Here is a 14,937-nt window from a genome sequence, read left to right on the forward strand (position 1 = left end):
TTGTTGAATTACTGAATTAATGATTACTAATATGTTACTTAATCAATAATTCAGTAATTCAATCCATCAGTATTTTTTTAGAACCTGAAGTGTGAGAACGCTTTGTTAGCTTCAGCCATTTTGTGCGTATCTTCCTTCTTTTTAACCGCTGCACCTTCGCCTTTTGAAGCTGAGATGATCTCACCGGCTAATTTCTCCATCATGGTTTTTTCGCCACGTTTACGAGCATAGCTGATCAGCCATTTCATACCCAAAGCAATTTTACGCTCCGGACGAACCTCAGTAGGAACCTGGAAGTTAGCACCACCCACACGGCGTGATTTAACTTCAACAGCAGGCATTACATTGTTCAAAGCTTTTTTCCAGGTATCTAAACCGCTTTCGCTGGTTTTCTTTTCAACGATATCAACAGCGTTGTAAAAAATTGAGTACGCGGTAGATTTTTTACCATCATACATCATGTTGTTTACAAATCTTGTTACCAAAGTATCATTGAACCTTGGATCAGGAAGGATAATTCTCTTTTTTGGTTTCGACTTTCTCATTTTCTATTATCCTCCTTATTATTTCTTTTTACCTTTTGCAGGTGCGGCTGCTGCCTGACCTGGTTTAGGACGCTTGGTACCATATTTTGAACGGCGCTGGTTACGACCGGCAACACCTGAAGTATCTAACGCACCACGGATGATGTGGTAACGTACACCAGGTAAATCCTTAACACGGCCACCACGGATTAACACGATAGAGTGCTCCTGTAAGTTGTGACCTTCACCCGGAATGTAGGCGTTAACCTCTTTACCGTTAGTAAGGCGCACACGGGCAACTTTACGCATTGCTGAGTTTGGTTTTTTAGGGGTAGTGGTGTACACACGGGTGCACACGCCTCTTCGCTGTGGACAGCTGTCCAACGCTGGTGACTTACTCTTGTCTTCCAGAGCTACTCTACCTTTTCTAACTAATTGCTGAATAGTAGGCATTTCTTGCTTTGTTTCTTTACAGTTTTATTCCTATTTTAAGGACTGCAAAAGTACGGAGTAATTTTTGATTTTCAAGTACTTGATTGAAAATATTTTAGTAGCCGTCAAAGCTACCCTTAAAGCAAGCAGATTGCGGCGCTATTTTAACGCACAAATCTCCCTGATACTCTCGCTCACCGGCTTAAACTCAATGCCGATGGCTTTCTTGATCTTGGAGTTATCAAAGTACTTGGTGGTAACAGCCGATTGGGCGGCTATTTTATCCAAAAATGGATCTTTACCTGTAATGGCGGCAACAAAGGCGGCGGCGCGCCAGGCCAGGTTCATCATCCAGGGCTTGGCCTCTTTGGCGGGTGCGGGTATGCCATAGCCCTCGGCTATTTCTTCAACTAACTGTTTATAAGCAAGGTTTTCGGCGTTGATGATAAAGCGTTCGGCGGTAATATCGCTATTCATCAGCGCGATCATGCTTTTGGCTACATCCTGCACATCAACCAATCCGGCGGTACCACTGGTATAAAATTTCAATCCTTTACGTACGGTATTAAATATCTGCCCGGTGCCTTCATCACCGGCATTTACGCCGATAATGAGTGATGGGTTCACTATCACGGCATCCAATCCCTCGGCAATACCGCGCCACACTTCCATCTCACTTTCCAGCTTTGATATGGCATAACCATCGGTTTCAATACTTACATCCAAATGGGTATTCTCCGTAATAACCTCACCGGGCTTAGCTAAACCCAACGCCGCAATGGAACTCACATGCACCAGCTTGCAATTATTATCAAGGCACAGGTTTACTATATTGGCCGTACCTGTAACATTAGCGGCAATCATGGGGTTTTTATCCTTTTGCTTTAATGATACCCATGCCGCGGCATGATACACCTGCTTTACACCGGCAAAGGCATCTTCCAGGGCAAACACATCCAGCATGTCGGCATCAAACCACTCAATAAAGGCTGAATGCGGCTTCAGGATTTCAGGAATAACCGACGACGCGCGTTTGATACAACGCACATGCTCGCCCTGCTTTACCAATTGCAAGGCTACCTCAGCCCCCAAAAAACCTGTTGCCCCTGTTATTAAGATCATATTGCAAATGTGCGAATATTTCTGAACCGGAATTTATAGTTCAGAAATATTCGCACATTTGCACTTCAACATATCTGCGCATCAACATGTCATTAGCTGATTTTTTTACACCGATAGACCTGAAACGTATAACCCCTAAAAAAGGCTATTACACCAGTCAGTTAGGGCAAAAAATAGAGCATTACTCGGTTGATTTTCCTGACCTGGAGCAAAAAGTTGACATTGCTATTATTGGTGTGCAGGAAGGCCGCAACGCTGATAATAACGACGGCTGCTCGCACGGGCCGGATCATGTGCGCGAGAAGTTGTACATACTTAATGAGGGTAACTACAATACCAAGATTGTAGACCTGGGCAATATAAGGCAGGGCGCTACGGTTACGGATACCTACTATGCCCTTAAAACCGTAGTTGAAGAACTGATCAAACAGGACATCTTTCCGCTCATTATCGGCGGCAGCCAGGATCTGACCTATGCGCAGTATCTCGGTTACGAAAACCTGGAACAAAAGGTGGACCTGGTGGTGATCGACTCGCACTTTGATATCGAGGACGACGCCCATCACGGCAGTATTGAAACCACATCGGCATCTTACCTCAGTAAAATATTTTTGCACGAGCCAAATTACCTTTTCAACTTTAGCAACCTGGGTTACCAAACCTATTTTGCCAGCCAGGAAAGCCTGCGCGTAATGGAGAAACTATACTTTGACGTGCACCGTTTGGGTGAACTGAGTGGACAGGTTGCTGTTACCGAACCCATCATCCGCAATGCCAACATGATCAGTTTTGACGTTTCGGCCATACGTTCGGCGGAGGCTATGGGTAATGCTAATGCTACACCAAACGGCTTTTATGGCGAAGAGGCTTGCCAGCTATGCCGGTATGCAGGTTTTAATGATAAGCTGACCTCGATAGGCTTTTACGAGTACAATCCTGCTTATGACAGTAATGGCCAAACCGCTATGCTGCTGGCGCAGATGGTGTGGTGTTTTGTTGACGGATTTTATAACCGCAAACGTGATTTTCCGCTCAACCCCAAGTCGCAATACCTGATCTACAAAACCAGTTTAAAGCATGACGACCATGAACTGGTGTTTGTAAAAAGCAAAAAATCCGACCGTTGGTGGATGCAGGTACCCTACCCTACGCACGGCTCCATGAACGAGCGCTTCCACCTGGTGCCCTGCCGTTATGAGGATTATAAAACCGCCGTATCCGGCGAAATGCCCGACCTTTGGTGGCGCACTTATCAAAAACTGGCCTGATACAATTAGGTAGTTATTTACACGTTAATCAGTTAATGAAAAAAATTACTTTGGCCGCTGCCCTGTTATTACCGGCAATGGCTTTTGCGCAAAGCGATGCGCCATTTAAAATAAACGGAAAACTGGGCAAACTGAACGCGCCCGCCAAAGCTTACCTGGCTTACCGCGTAGGCGATAATAATATTACCGATTCGGCTATATTTACTAACGGCACCTTTGAGTTTAACGGCCGCATTATTGAGCCTACCAATGCTACGCTGTTTATTGATCGCCGTGGTTTAGGTTTTGAGCGTTATGTTGATCTGAACTTTCCGGATGGCGGCCAATCAAAAACAGCCGAAATGCTGCCATTTTTTATTGGCAAAGAAAACTTTACCATCACCGGTACCGACTCGATCAGCAAGGCCACCATCAACGGCTCCAGGATAAACGATGACAATAAAAAACTGGTTGACTTGCTTAAACCGATCAACGAAAAGGCCAAAAAAATAAATGCTGAAGCCGCGGCGGCAACAGCCCAGCAAAAAAGTTCAGCATCGTATCAAAACAGTATGCAGGCTAAATACAAAGCACTGCAAACCGAGCAAAAAGCGGTAATGAAGAATTTTATTGCTGATAATCCCGATAGCTTTATCAGTTTGCTGGCGGTAAGCTCAATGGGCGGCCCATCGCCCGAGCCTTCGGAAATTGAACCGTTATTCAGCAAACTAAGCGACGATTTGAAAAACTCAAGCGGCGGCAAGGCTATTCAGCATGCTTTAGAAGGTTTGCGCAGCACAGCTATTGGTGCCGTAGCACCCGATTTTACACAGAACGATGTGAACGGCAAACCGGTTAGTCTTTCATCCTTCAGGGGTAAATATGTATTGATAGATTTTTGGGCCGCATGGTGTAAGCCCTGCCGCATGGAAAACCCCAACGTGGTAAAAGCTTATTATTTGTATAAGGATAAAAACTTTACGGTATTAGGTGTATCATTAGATCCTCAAAGCGCCAAAGCATCATGGCTGGAAGCTATAAAGCAGGATGGCTTAGTATGGACACAGGTATCTGACCTGAAATACTGGAATAACGAAGCCGCGGCACTTTACGGTGTTCGCTCCATACCACAAAACTTTTTGATTGGGCCTGATGGCAAGATCATCGCCAAAAACCTGCGCGGCGACGACCTCGACGAAAAGCTTGCCGAACTATTGAGTGGCAAAAAGAAATCGTGATAAACAGTTAAAACAGGCTTAGGCCTGTTTTAACGCTTCAATAATTTGGCCGGCGGTTAGCTTTTGCTGTTCGCCGGTAATCATGTTTTTAAAGGCAAGCTCACCGCTTTGTATTTCTTCGCTGCCAATTAATATGGTGTAAGCTATCTGCTTATTATTGGCATAATCCATTTGCTTTTTGATCTTGGCTCCGGCAGGGTAAAGCTCGGCCTTAATATCCTGTGCACGCAGGCGTTGCAGCAATGGCCAGGCGTAGGCTTCGGCTTCCTTGTCAAAACAACATATCAGGGCTTTAGTACTTTGCACCGCCTCGGTAGGGAACAGGTTAAGCTCCTCCATTACATCATAAATCCTATCGGCACCAAAGCTGATGCCTGCGCCGGTAAGGTTTTTCAAACCAAACATGCCGGTCAGGTCATCATAACGACCACCACCGCCTATACTACCCATTTGTACCTCGTTGGTTTTCACCTCGAATATGGCACCTGTGTAATAGTTCAAGCCGCGGGCAAGGGTAATATCCAGTTCTAAAACAGCCTTTTGTAAAGGCGCGGCGTTGATATAGTTCAAAACCGTTTCTATCTCATCACAACCCTTTAACCCGGTAACTGATGTTGCCAATGCATCGCGCAGGCTGGCCAGCTTTTCGGTATTTGAGCCTTGCAGCAGGATAACCGGCTTTAGCTTTTCAATATCTTCTTCGGTAAATCCTTTGGTGATCAGTTCGGCAGTAACCCCATCCAGGCCTATTTTGTCCAGTTTATCAATGGCTACGGTAAGGTCAATGATACTATCGCTTTTATTGATAACCTCGGCAATGCCTGATAGTATTTTTCTATTGTTAATTTTTACAGTAAAATCTTTCAGTCCGAGCTTACTCAAAGCCTCATCATATATCTGTACAAACTCCGCCTCGTTAAGCAGCGAATCAGAACCCACTACATCGGCATCACACTGGTAAAATTCGCGGTAACGGCCTTTTTGCGGCCTGTCGGCGCGCCAAACCGGCTGCACCTGGAAACGCTTAAAGGGGAACGTAATATCATTTTGATGCTGTACTACGTAACGCGCGAAAGGCACGGTGAGATCGTAACGTAAGGCTTTTTCGGAGATGTCGGATACCAGCGTGTTTGAATCAGCAGCGGCTAATTTTTCAGGCTTTACTTTTGAAAGGTAATCGCCACTGTTCAATATTTTAAACATTAGCTTATCCCCCTCATCACCATACTTTCCGGTAAGGGTGCTCAGGTTCTCCATAGCGGGGGTTTCTATCTGCTGATAGCCATATTTGCGAAAAACAGCCTTAATGGTATCAAAAATAAAGTTACGCTTTGCCATTTCGGCCGGAGAAAAATCGCGGGTACCCTTTGGTACTGATGGTTTGATGGATGCCATGCGGCAAAGGTAAAAAAATTCCGCTGACTGAGTTGAGCTTGAAGCGTAACGCTAAACCCATATCCTAATTAAATAGTAGCTTTGCAGCCTATGAAAAGGAACAAGCCAACCATATTGGTAGTGAACGACGATGGCATTACCGCACCGGGCATTAAGGCACTTATTTACGCCATGAATGATATTGGCCGTGTAGTAGTTGTAGCGCCCGATAGTCCGCAATCAGGCATGGGGCATGCCATTACCATTGGCAAACCACTGCGTTTTGACAAGGAAGAATTGTACGAGGGCATCGAGATGTACAAATGCTCGGGCACCCCGGTTGATTGTGTTAAGCTGGCAGTAAACCTGGTTTTTAAAGGCAAAAAGCCTGATCTGTGTGTTTCGGGTATCAATCATGGGTTAAATAATTCTATAAACGTATTGTACTCCGGCACCATGTCGGCCGCTGTTGAGGGAGCTATCGAAAGCATCCCATCCATAGGTTTTTCGCTGGATGATTATACCCAACAAGCCGATTTTGAGCCCTGTGTTAAATACGTAAAACAGATTGCCCTGCAAGTATTGGAACACGGTTTGCCAACCGCTACCCTGCTTAACGTTAACTTTCCGGCTACACCGTTAAAAGGTATCAAGATATGCCGCCAGGCTAATGCCAAGTGGGCCGAGGAGTTTGATGAGCGTATGGACCCGCACAAACGCCCGTACTACTGGCTAACCGGTGTTTTTCAGCTAAACGATCAGGGTGAGGATACTGATGTTTGGGCATTGGAGAATGGCTACGTATCGGTAGTACCTGTACAGTTTGACATGACCGCCCACCACGCCATACCGGTACTTAACGGCTGGAAGTTTAATAATTAATTGCTGATATTTACCGCATGAAGTATTACCTGGTAGCCGGCGAAGCCTCGGGCGATCTGCACGGGGCCAACCTGATGAAGGCGCTTAAAGAGCAGGATGCCCAAGCGGAGTTCCGCTATTTTGGCGGCGACCTGATGCAGGCCGAAGGCGGTACCCTGGTAAAACATTATGCTGATATGGCTTACATGGGTTTTGTGGAAGTGGCGCTTAACCTGCGCTCCATCCTCAAAAACATGAGGCAATGCAAGCAGGACATTGTTGCCTGGCAGCCGGATGTACTTATACTGATCGATTTCCCGGGCTTTAACATGAAGATAGCCGGGTATGCCAAAAAACATGGCTTACTTGTTTGCTATTATATCTCGCCAAAGGTTTGGGCCTGGAACCAAAAGCGTGTGCTCAACATTAAAAAGGTGGTTGACCACATGTTTTGTATATTGCCGTTTGAGGTTGACTTTTATAAGGAGTGGGATATGCAGGTTGACTATGTAGGCAATCCTTTATTAGATGCCGCTGCCGCGTTTAAACCATCAGCTACTTTTTTGCAGGATAATAAACTTACCGAAAAACCCATTATCGCCTTGCTACCCGGCAGCCGAAAACAGGAGATCAATCATTTACTGCCTGATATGGTGGCCATGCAGGCCCGCTTTCTTGACCATCAATTGGTTATCGCGGGTGCGCCGTCATTTAACGAGAGCTACTATCAGCCTTATTTAAAAGGCCAAAACATACCCATAGTTTTCAATGCCACGTACGACCTGCTTCAACATGCCGAAGCTGCTGTTGTAGCATCGGGCACGGCTACTTTAGAAACCGCCCTGTTTAACGTACCGCAGGTAGTGGTTTATAAAGGCAACGCCATAACCATTGCCATTGGCCGCATGGTCATCAAAATAAAATTCATATCGTTGGTGAACCTGATTATGGATAAACTGGTGTTACGTGAGCTGATACAGCAGCAGTGCAATCCGCACGAAATATATAATGAGTTGAACCGGTTGATAAACGACAAGCCATACCGTCAGCAGATGCTGAATAATTACGACTTGCTGGATGAGCGCATGGGTACGCCCGGCGCATCAGCCAAAACAGCGGCACTTATCATTAAATACACCGCAAAAAAGTAGAGCCCTGCAACAATTGCAAGGCTCTGCGTTTTTCATAGGTGATGTGAAAAAACAATTTATAGGTAGATGTATATGATGATCAGGCAGCCGACAAGTTGCGTTGCGCGGCCTCCTGGTTGTTGCTTAGTTTTGGATGCTTAGCTCTGAAAGCCTGCAGATCCTGCATTAACATATCACGTAGCTGAGTATCAAATTTTGCGGCTAATTTGCTGGTTGCTGGTTTGTTGTTTATGCTTTTCATGGGTAGATGATGATAGGTTGAAAAATATATTTAATTACGCAGCCGATAAGCCGTTGTTATTCATTGAATTCACAAACTGATTTTTTGCTTGTTTAATCGCTTTTAAATCACTCATTAAAAGCGCTTTTAACTCGTTATCAAACTTAGCTACCAGTTTGCTGATCGATGGTTTTCTGTAGGTTTTCATAGTTGAATATTTTTATGTTTTGTCAGTTAATTAGTTCTTTTTTGTTTGTTCTTCTTCGCCTTCATCACTCAGGTTGTCTTTTCTGCGTTCCGCTTCTTTAAGCTGCCTTTCCAGTTGTTCCTGGTCACGTGAGTCGGCCGGCTTTTCAGGGTTAGCCGGGTTTTCCCAAGTTTGCTGCTCATCTGCGTTCGCGTTACTTTTTTTATCGGTGACAACCATAATGCTGACGTTTTGTGATTGATGTTATTCCAATACAATGCCAAAAGGCCAAAGGTTAAAATCGAATATACAATAACGATAAACCCATCCATCAATAAACAATTAAAACCACCCTTTTGAAGCTAAATAGTGCAATTAATAGCATACAATGTTGTATAAATTTGTGATACAACCTGTCGCCTCAAAAGGTCAAAAAATAATTTTCAGGATTTTTTTAGGGTTATAAAAGCCGAGCGGATGTTGAACGATACACTGTCATACAATTGTCCTAAAAGGTGTACAATTGTATAGACAGATGCATACCAACCCATAATGTTATATTAGCACAATATAATAAACCAATGACCTTAATAACCGACCTTGAAGCAGCAGGCATTTTAACACAAGAGGATGCAAAAGCTTTGCACCAAAGCTTTAAAAGCAACAAACTAACATCTTTTCAAAAGCTCAATTTATTATATCAGCATTTTGCGGGTAAAATACATATCAACCACCAGTCTGGGTCTGGTGGATTCAGCCTAATAATAAATGTAGGCACAAGCAGTGGCCTGACTGACCGTGAGGAAAGCAAGAGTTATTTAGAGTTACTACAGCTATTGCTTGACCATGGGTTAATATCAAACAATGTTCATCAAAAATTATATTCAAAGCCTTTTAAAGGTGATAAGTATGGGTACCTCGCCGGATTATATTCTGCATTAAACCTAACCCGGTTTTACAATGAATTCACAGTAGAAAAACAGTTAGAATTTGCTAAGATACTGGCCGGCAAAGACAGGTTTGAACGAGACGGCATGCTTGATTCCCGCAAAAAGAAAAGGCTGATACGTGATATAAATAATGGTAAGCTGAACACCTATTTCGATTTTTTTGAATATTGCCATTCCTGTCATCTAATAGATATTAAACAATATCTCAATAAGCCCGATAAGCTTTTAAAAAACATTATTAAGCCCCTTAACGCAATAATCTTTGATGCTTTTACCATTATTGCCATTGATTTTACAAAAGAGCCTTTTCAGGGCAATCCCAGTTATCATGATGCTAAAGCTGCTATTTCAATAAATACGGGCGATCAGATTCATCATCATGAATATACACTAAAAGAGGCCGGCACAAACACAGCGTACACTCTAAAGGAAGTACTTACCAATCTATTAACAGCCATCAATCAACTATTAGCCGCTTATAATCGCCTGTACAGGTTAACAGGTATTACAAACAGTGCTGATGATAATACTTTTCATAAAGATGAAAAGAACTTTGCTATCTGCCTAATAAACCCTGACACTGCGCACATCTTTGATTTTTATGATATGCAGCGTAGATTTTTGTTTAATCAGCCAATGATTGCAAATTTCAGGTTGCCGCTATCTTACAAAAATATTCAGTATGCACTGTATCACTTTAGTAAGAGCGGATTGCTATCACATATAAGCAATACCCAATCTAAACTAATAACCGATCATCTGTATACGGGTATTTATGTAAACGTCGGAGATCTGCTTAAACTATTTCCGAATACTATTATTACGGTAGAGCGCACTGTGACAAAAGGGCATAAACCTTATCGTGATTTTTTGTTTTCTCTGGATAATATATCTCGCGGGGTTTTAAACATAACTGATGTAATCGACAACACTCCTGAATATTACGATACTGAAGATGAAACAACTTTTGACATTACTTTTAGTTGTAATGGCACATTCCATCGGGTTGAATTTGGTGCAAGTTATGGCGAGTTTAATGACCGCATCATTTTCTATATCATCAATGAGATCATCCGAAAGGATTATAAAGACCATCAATTATTACAGCTTATCCATAATGATCACCAAAGGGATATTTATCTGTTTGCAAGCAATGAGCGAATTTATTATCTAACAAAAATGAAACTCATAGAATCTATTGATCGGTTTTAACTACCAACCCGCCGCCGTATCATCTCCGCGCGGATCGGCACCACCATCATAGCTGCCATCGGGATTTACCAATACCGCGTCAACACGGCCGATGCTGTTATCCGCTTTAAGCACATACCCCTTTTGCCGGAGTACGGCTTTAACAGCGGTTGAAAAAGCGTCGGGCTCATTGTAAACCTCATCGGGAAGCCATTGATGATGAAACCGGGCTGAGCTCACGGCATCCTGTACCGGCATTCTAAATTCAACTACATTCAATATGGTTTGAAACACTGACGTTATAATGGTTGAGCCGCCCGGAGTACCTACTACCATGAACAGTTTTCCCTGCTTTTCAACAATGGTGGGCGTCATGGATGATAACATGCGTTTGCCCGGCTGTATGGCGTTGGCCTTGCCACCTATTAACCCATACATATTGGGCACACCGGGTTTTGAGCTAAAATCATCCATCTCGTTGTTTAACAAAAACCCCGCGCCTTTTACAAATATTTTTGAGCCGAAGCTGCCATTAAGTGTAGTGGTGATGGATACGGCATTACCCTCCTTATCAACTATGGAGTAATGCGTGGTTTGGTCGCTCTCGTATCCTGCAAAATTTCCGGGTTTAACAGCGGTGCTTAAAGTAGCGTGGTTCCAACTAAAATTTTGCATACGTTTATTAATGTAAGCCCTGTTTAACAAACTATCAGCAGGTACCTTAAAATAATCCGGATCGCCAAGATATTCAGATCGATCGGCATATACACGCCTTTCGGCCTCCACCATCAACCGTACGGTCGAATCAGCATTAAAACCCCAGCGGGATAAGGGATATTTCTCAACCGAGCCTAATAACTGCAACAATGCTATACCACCGCTTGATGGTGGCGGCATGGTGATGATCTTGTAATCCTTATACTTGCCTACCAATGGTTTTCGCCAAACGGAATGATATTTACCCAGGTCAGCCAACGTTATTAGTCCGTTGCCCGAGCGCATTTCGGCAACCAGTTGCGCGGCTACTTTACCCTCATAAAAACCGGCCCGCCCTTTATCACGTATCAGCTCCAGGGTTTTTGCCAGATCTTCCTGAACCAAAACATCGCCTTTAGTCCACTTATCCTTTATAAAATAAGTTTTACCGGGGTTTAGCTTTTTAAATGTTTCCTGCTGATTATTTAGGTCCTTAGCCAGATGAGTGGTAACCTTAAAGCCTTTCCGGGCCAGTTCAATGGCCGGCTGTACCAGATCAGCCCATTTTAGTTTGCCATATTTTTTATGTGCCGCTATCATGCCATCAACCGAGCCCGGCACACCGGATGCCTTGTGCGTGTATAAGCTCTCATCAGGTTTTACATTACCTGACGGATCGAGATACATATCAGCTCCCGCCGCCGCCGGGGCTTTCTCCCTGAAATCAAGCGTAGCTGTTTCACCGCCGGATGCCCGGTAAACCATAAAGCCGCCACCGCCAATATTACCCGCCTGCGGTAGCGTTACAGCAAGGGCGAATTGTACGGCAACCGCGGCATCAACAGCGTTACCGCCACGCTTTAATATATCAACACCAACCTGCGAAGCATCGGGATAAGCACATACCACCATACCCTTTTTATATTCGGTACATGAGTGTATCAATACCATAATAGCCGGCGCCAGCAGTAAGTATATAGCTGCTGTATTTATTCTTTTCATCTGTTATTTACCTTGTTAACTACGCTAATATGCTGTTTTTTGCCTTGCGGTAACATAAAACATTTAATATGCCGTTAATTTGCAGAAACAATTCAACATCCCATGAGGAAAACACTATTACTTATTATTTCAGCATTTACATTATTATTTATTGCTAACACTGCCAAAGCACAGGATTACAATACAGCCGTTGGCGCTAAATTCGGCGGGTACGAGAATGGCATCTCTGTAAAGCATTTTACTAACGAAAGCACGGCGCTTGAGGGCATATTAGGTTTCAGGAGAGGCGGGGTAGTGATAACCGGTTTATATGAAATACACCAGCCTGCGTTTAATACCGACAATCTTAAATTTTACTATGGCTTTGGCGCGCATGCCGGTTCGGTTGGCGCGGGCAAGTACAAAAAACTTGGGGGCGATGAAGTTTTTGAGGACAGCAAGCTGCTGATAGGCGCGGATGGTGTATTGGGTTTAGAGTATGTTATCCCTAACTCACCCATAGGTATAAGCCTTGACCTTAACCCCCGCGTTGAGCTGGCAGGGCCATTTTTTGACCTTGCCCCGGGCCTCGGTATTAAATATACTTTTTAGTTAGACCGTACTACTAACACTTTTCTTGATTCAACCTGGCTTCCGGCTATTAACCTTAATACATAGGTGCCCGAGGCCAGGTTTGTTACCCCTATCTGGGTATTAAAATTACCCGCCTGTACGGTGCGGCTGTTATCATAAACTATCCGGCCGCCAATATCTATCAGTTGTATACGTACGGTTCCTGCCGTTTTAATGTTCAGCATGGCATTTATGTATTCACTTGCCGGTACAGGATATACGGTAAGGCCCTCGCCGGGAGTTGTTGTACTGGTTTGCGTAATACGTCCGCCTGATATGATAAGGGAGTAATCCTGCCTGCCTGTACGTAATATACCTTTGTTAGATATGGAAACAGTGTACGTTTCGCCATTTATGGCCGATGGAATATAAACCTGCTCAACATTATCAACCACATTATCGCCGCGTGTGGCTATTGATGATGGGTTTGCCGGATCAAGCACCCAGGGGTTAACAACACCGGTTGCACTGCTGCTGATGCGCACATCCAGATCGTTAACTAATTTAGGAGTACGCTCATTTAACGTACCCACGGCAGCTACGGTACCTTCACGGTCCGTCCAGGATATGGTTGCCCATAAGGGGCCATTGCTGTTGGCTGTTATGGTATAACTTTCAACCTGCGCCTGTTGCAGCGTGCTTTCATGTATATAAGTATTTGTACCATTTGTAGTGATGGTTTGCGCGGCCTTACGCATATCAAGTACACCCCAGCCATAAATATAATCGGGGCCGGCGTTACCCGCATCAAAAGCGGTATGGCACACCAGGCCTTTAAGGGTAGCTGCACGCATAACACTATCGTTATGTAATTGCGCGTAGTACTCCTGCAGTAAAAATATTGAACCCGACACGTTTGGCGATGCCATTGATGTGCCCGACAGTGTGCTATAAAAATTAGGCCCTGATGCCGAGGTTGATAATACACTTGAGCCCATACCCATAATATCGGGCTTTACACGGCCATCATCAGTAGGGCCCCAACTGCTAAAGCTTGACACCTGCACCCCGGCAGCCGTTTGCGGGCCGTTCGGTAATTGATTTACCGAGCCTACTGTAAGTATATTTTTGGCGTTGCCCGTTGTTGATATTACATCAAAAGCTTCGTTACTGCTGATGCTGGCGGGGCGGGGCCCTTTTTCAACTATGGTTTGATCGGTGCGGCTTTCATAACCATAGTAGGTTGAGCCTATTGATGGCCCGGTATAGGCGTGGCTGTTACCGGCCGACTCAACAATTAAATAATAAGGCGCTTCAAAAGCTATCTTGTCCCACGCCTGTGCGCGTTCGTCATAAAAACCAAAAAGGTAATCCTCGTCATCGCCGGGCAGGCCATACCATGTCCAGCGGCCACCATCAAAATCCCAACCGGCAATATCACCGTATGAGTGATTTGATACCAGCAATCCGGCGGCGTTGCTGCCTATCTCGGCAACATCATTATCAAAATCGAACGATTGCAGGGTATTCATACCAAAAGCCATACCCTTTGCTACCGGGTTTATACCGCGTGCTATCATGGTACCTGCAACGTGCGTGGTATGCTCAATAGCCCCGGTTTGATTAACTCCTAAAGTAATGGTTTTGCCCGCAAACTCCTGGTGATCGCGGTAAACGGTGCCACCATCCCAAATGGCTAATTTGTTTGCAAGTATGGTACCCGTGCCTGATAGATCAAGCTGTAACTCACCGCCGGGCTGCACGGCATTGGTACGTGTAGCTGCAGCAGCTTCAGTATTACTGGTACGTAAAAAACGCGGGAAGCCTAAACTGTTTACCCCTTGCAAAGCTATCACCCTGCCGCCTGTGGTAATTTTACGGGTTACCCAGTTTTTTGACGGAGCCAAAGCCAAAGCCCTTTGCTTACCGGCAGCAAATGATGCCGAAAGTTGTTTAGAAAAACTTTCGAGGTTTTTTTTCTGAACATCATTTACCAGGTTGCGTTGTGCCAATGCCTCACCAGCAAATAAAACGGATAAAAAGCAATATACAATTGCCGGTAAAAGGCGTTTCATGCAGAGATACCGATCTTTTTAATTGATTAAAAAACAGTTATGAATACTTTTGCAATTTAAATGAAAATATAGAATATTATTTACTCTAACAATAATTTAATAACCCTTAAAAAAA

At 44.3% G+C, this 14,937-nt stretch carries 15 protein-coding genes; 6 read left to right on the forward strand and 9 right to left on the reverse strand.

The features are described 5' to 3' along the window. Positions 1-77: 77 nt before the first annotated feature. From rpsG to LJ707_RS15840, 3 genes are all read right to left on the reverse strand, one after another. Positions 78-545, reverse strand: a complete 468-nt coding sequence (gene rpsG, locus LJ707_RS15830; RefSeq protein WP_194101706.1) for a 30S ribosomal protein S7 — start codon at positions 543-545, stop codon at positions 78-80. Between the two features lie 18 nt (positions 546-563). Beyond that, the gene (rpsL, locus tag LJ707_RS15835; protein WP_079717716.1) at positions 564-977 is read right to left on the reverse strand and encodes a 30S ribosomal protein S12; all 414 of its coding nucleotides are present in this window, start codon (positions 975-977) and stop codon (positions 564-566) included. 138 nt (positions 978-1,115) lie between these two features. Continuing rightward, a complete protein-coding gene (locus LJ707_RS15840; protein ID WP_228952785.1) occupies positions 1,116-2,078 on the reverse strand; it encodes an NAD-dependent epimerase/dehydratase family protein in 963 nt (320 codons plus the stop codon). An 86-nt stretch (positions 2,079-2,164) separates the two neighbouring features. On the opposite strand from LJ707_RS15840, the gene LJ707_RS15845 reads away from it, so the two are divergent. After that, on the forward strand, positions 2,165-3,346 hold the full coding sequence (locus LJ707_RS15845) for a formimidoylglutamase (protein WP_228952787.1): 1,182 nt from the start codon (positions 2,165-2,167) through the stop codon (positions 3,344-3,346). 35 nt (positions 3,347-3,381) lie between these two features. Beyond that, complete coding sequence (locus tag LJ707_RS15850) at positions 3,382-4,563, forward strand: TlpA disulfide reductase family protein (RefSeq protein ID WP_228952789.1); 1,182 nt, start codon at positions 3,382-3,384, stop codon at positions 4,561-4,563. Between the two features lie 18 nt (positions 4,564-4,581). On the opposite strand, the gene hisS is transcribed toward LJ707_RS15850, so the two are convergent. Next, a complete protein-coding gene (gene hisS, locus LJ707_RS15855; protein ID WP_228952791.1) occupies positions 4,582-5,958 on the reverse strand; it encodes a histidine--tRNA ligase in 1,377 nt (458 codons plus the stop codon). Between the two features lie 90 nt (positions 5,959-6,048). Here hisS and surE point away from each other — a divergent pair, with 90 nt between their 5' ends. After that, positions 6,049-6,819 carry a 5'/3'-nucleotidase SurE gene (gene surE, locus LJ707_RS15860; RefSeq protein WP_228952793.1) on the forward strand — a complete coding sequence of 257 codons (771 nt, stop codon included), beginning with the start codon at positions 6,049-6,051 and terminating at the stop codon, positions 6,817-6,819. 17 nt (positions 6,820-6,836) lie between these two features. After that, positions 6,837-7,949, forward strand: a complete 1,113-nt coding sequence (gene lpxB, locus LJ707_RS15865) for a lipid-A-disaccharide synthase (RefSeq protein WP_228952795.1) — start codon at positions 6,837-6,839, stop codon at positions 7,947-7,949. A gap of 79 nt (positions 7,950-8,028) precedes the next feature. Here the strand turns inward: lpxB and LJ707_RS15870 are convergent, their stop codons facing one another. The 3 genes from LJ707_RS15870 to LJ707_RS15880 are packed head-to-tail and all read right to left on the reverse strand — an operon-like array spanning position 8,029 to position 8,596. Beyond that, positions 8,029-8,190, reverse strand: a complete 162-nt coding sequence (locus LJ707_RS15870; protein WP_228952801.1) for a hypothetical protein — start codon at positions 8,188-8,190, stop codon at positions 8,029-8,031. Between the two features lie 34 nt (positions 8,191-8,224). After that, positions 8,225-8,377 carry a hypothetical protein gene (locus LJ707_RS15875; protein WP_228952804.1) on the reverse strand — a complete coding sequence of 51 codons (153 nt, stop codon included), beginning with the start codon at positions 8,375-8,377 and terminating at the stop codon, positions 8,225-8,227. A gap of 30 nt (positions 8,378-8,407) precedes the next feature. Further along, positions 8,408-8,596 (reverse strand): hypothetical protein, encoded by a 189-nt coding sequence (locus LJ707_RS15880; RefSeq protein WP_228952806.1) that lies wholly within the window; start codon positions 8,594-8,596, stop codon positions 8,408-8,410. A gap of 341 nt (positions 8,597-8,937) precedes the next feature. Between LJ707_RS15880 and LJ707_RS15885 the strand changes: the two genes are divergently transcribed. Beyond that, entirely contained in the window at positions 8,938-10,518 is a 1,581-nt protein-coding gene (locus LJ707_RS15885) for a hypothetical protein (RefSeq protein WP_228952808.1), read from the forward strand. Here LJ707_RS15885 and ggt read toward each other — a convergent pair whose 3' ends face one another. Next, positions 10,519-12,195 carry a gamma-glutamyltransferase gene (gene ggt, locus LJ707_RS15890; RefSeq protein ID WP_370632409.1) on the reverse strand — a complete coding sequence of 559 codons (1,677 nt, stop codon included), beginning with the start codon at positions 12,193-12,195 and terminating at the stop codon, positions 10,519-10,521. A gap of 102 nt (positions 12,196-12,297) precedes the next feature. On the opposite strand from ggt, the gene LJ707_RS15895 reads away from it, so the two are divergent. Beyond that, entirely contained in the window at positions 12,298-12,786 is a 489-nt protein-coding gene (locus LJ707_RS15895; RefSeq protein ID WP_228952809.1) for a hypothetical protein, read from the forward strand. Here LJ707_RS15895 and LJ707_RS15900 read toward each other — a convergent pair. Beyond that, complete coding sequence (locus LJ707_RS15900) at positions 12,783-14,822, reverse strand: S8/S53 family peptidase (RefSeq protein WP_228952811.1); 2,040 nt, start codon at positions 14,820-14,822, stop codon at positions 12,783-12,785. The genes LJ707_RS15895 and LJ707_RS15900 overlap by 4 nt on opposite strands. Positions 14,823-14,937 lie beyond the last annotated feature (115 nt).

It is taken from the genome of Mucilaginibacter sp. UR6-1, from assembly GCF_020880975.1.
Classification (GTDB): Bacteria; Bacteroidota; Bacteroidia; order Sphingobacteriales; family Sphingobacteriaceae; genus Mucilaginibacter.

What these genes read in the sequence shown, in the direction of transcription:
- rpsG (WP_194101706.1), bottom strand. Translation starts at nt 545, where the DNA reads ATGAGAAAGTCGAAACCAAAAAAGAGAATTATCCTTCCTGATCCAAGG.
- rpsL (WP_079717716.1), bottom strand. Translation starts at nt 977, where the DNA reads ATGCCTACTATTCAGCAATTAGTTAGAAAAGGTAGAGTAGCTCTGGAA.
- LJ707_RS15840 (WP_228952785.1), bottom strand. Translation starts at nt 2,078, where the DNA reads ATGATCTTAATAACAGGGGCAACAGGTTTTTTGGGGGCTGAGGTAGCC.
- LJ707_RS15845 (WP_228952787.1), top strand. Translation starts at nt 2,165, where the DNA reads ATGTCATTAGCTGATTTTTTTACACCGATAGACCTGAAACGTATAACC.
- LJ707_RS15850 (WP_228952789.1), top strand. Translation starts at nt 3,382, where the DNA reads ATGAAAAAAATTACTTTGGCCGCTGCCCTGTTATTACCGGCAATGGCT.
- hisS (WP_228952791.1), bottom strand. Translation starts at nt 5,958, where the DNA reads ATGGCATCCATCAAACCATCAGTACCAAAGGGTACCCGCGATTTTTCT.
- surE (WP_228952793.1), top strand. Translation starts at nt 6,049, where the DNA reads ATGAAAAGGAACAAGCCAACCATATTGGTAGTGAACGACGATGGCATT.
- lpxB (WP_228952795.1), top strand. Translation starts at nt 6,837, where the DNA reads ATGAAGTATTACCTGGTAGCCGGCGAAGCCTCGGGCGATCTGCACGGG.
- LJ707_RS15870 (WP_228952801.1), bottom strand. Translation starts at nt 8,190, where the DNA reads ATGAAAAGCATAAACAACAAACCAGCAACCAGCAAATTAGCCGCAAAA.
- LJ707_RS15875 (WP_228952804.1), bottom strand. Translation starts at nt 8,377, where the DNA reads ATGAAAACCTACAGAAAACCATCGATCAGCAAACTGGTAGCTAAGTTT.
- LJ707_RS15880 (WP_228952806.1), bottom strand. Translation starts at nt 8,596, where the DNA reads ATGGTTGTCACCGATAAAAAAAGTAACGCGAACGCAGATGAGCAGCAA.
- LJ707_RS15885 (WP_228952808.1), top strand. Translation starts at nt 8,938, where the DNA reads ATGACCTTAATAACCGACCTTGAAGCAGCAGGCATTTTAACACAAGAG.
- ggt (WP_370632409.1), bottom strand. Translation starts at nt 12,195, where the DNA reads ATGAAAAGAATAAATACAGCAGCTATATACTTACTGCTGGCGCCGGCT.
- LJ707_RS15895 (WP_228952809.1), top strand. Translation starts at nt 12,298, where the DNA reads ATGAGGAAAACACTATTACTTATTATTTCAGCATTTACATTATTATTT.
- LJ707_RS15900 (WP_228952811.1), bottom strand. Translation starts at nt 14,822, where the DNA reads ATGAAACGCCTTTTACCGGCAATTGTATATTGCTTTTTATCCGTTTTA.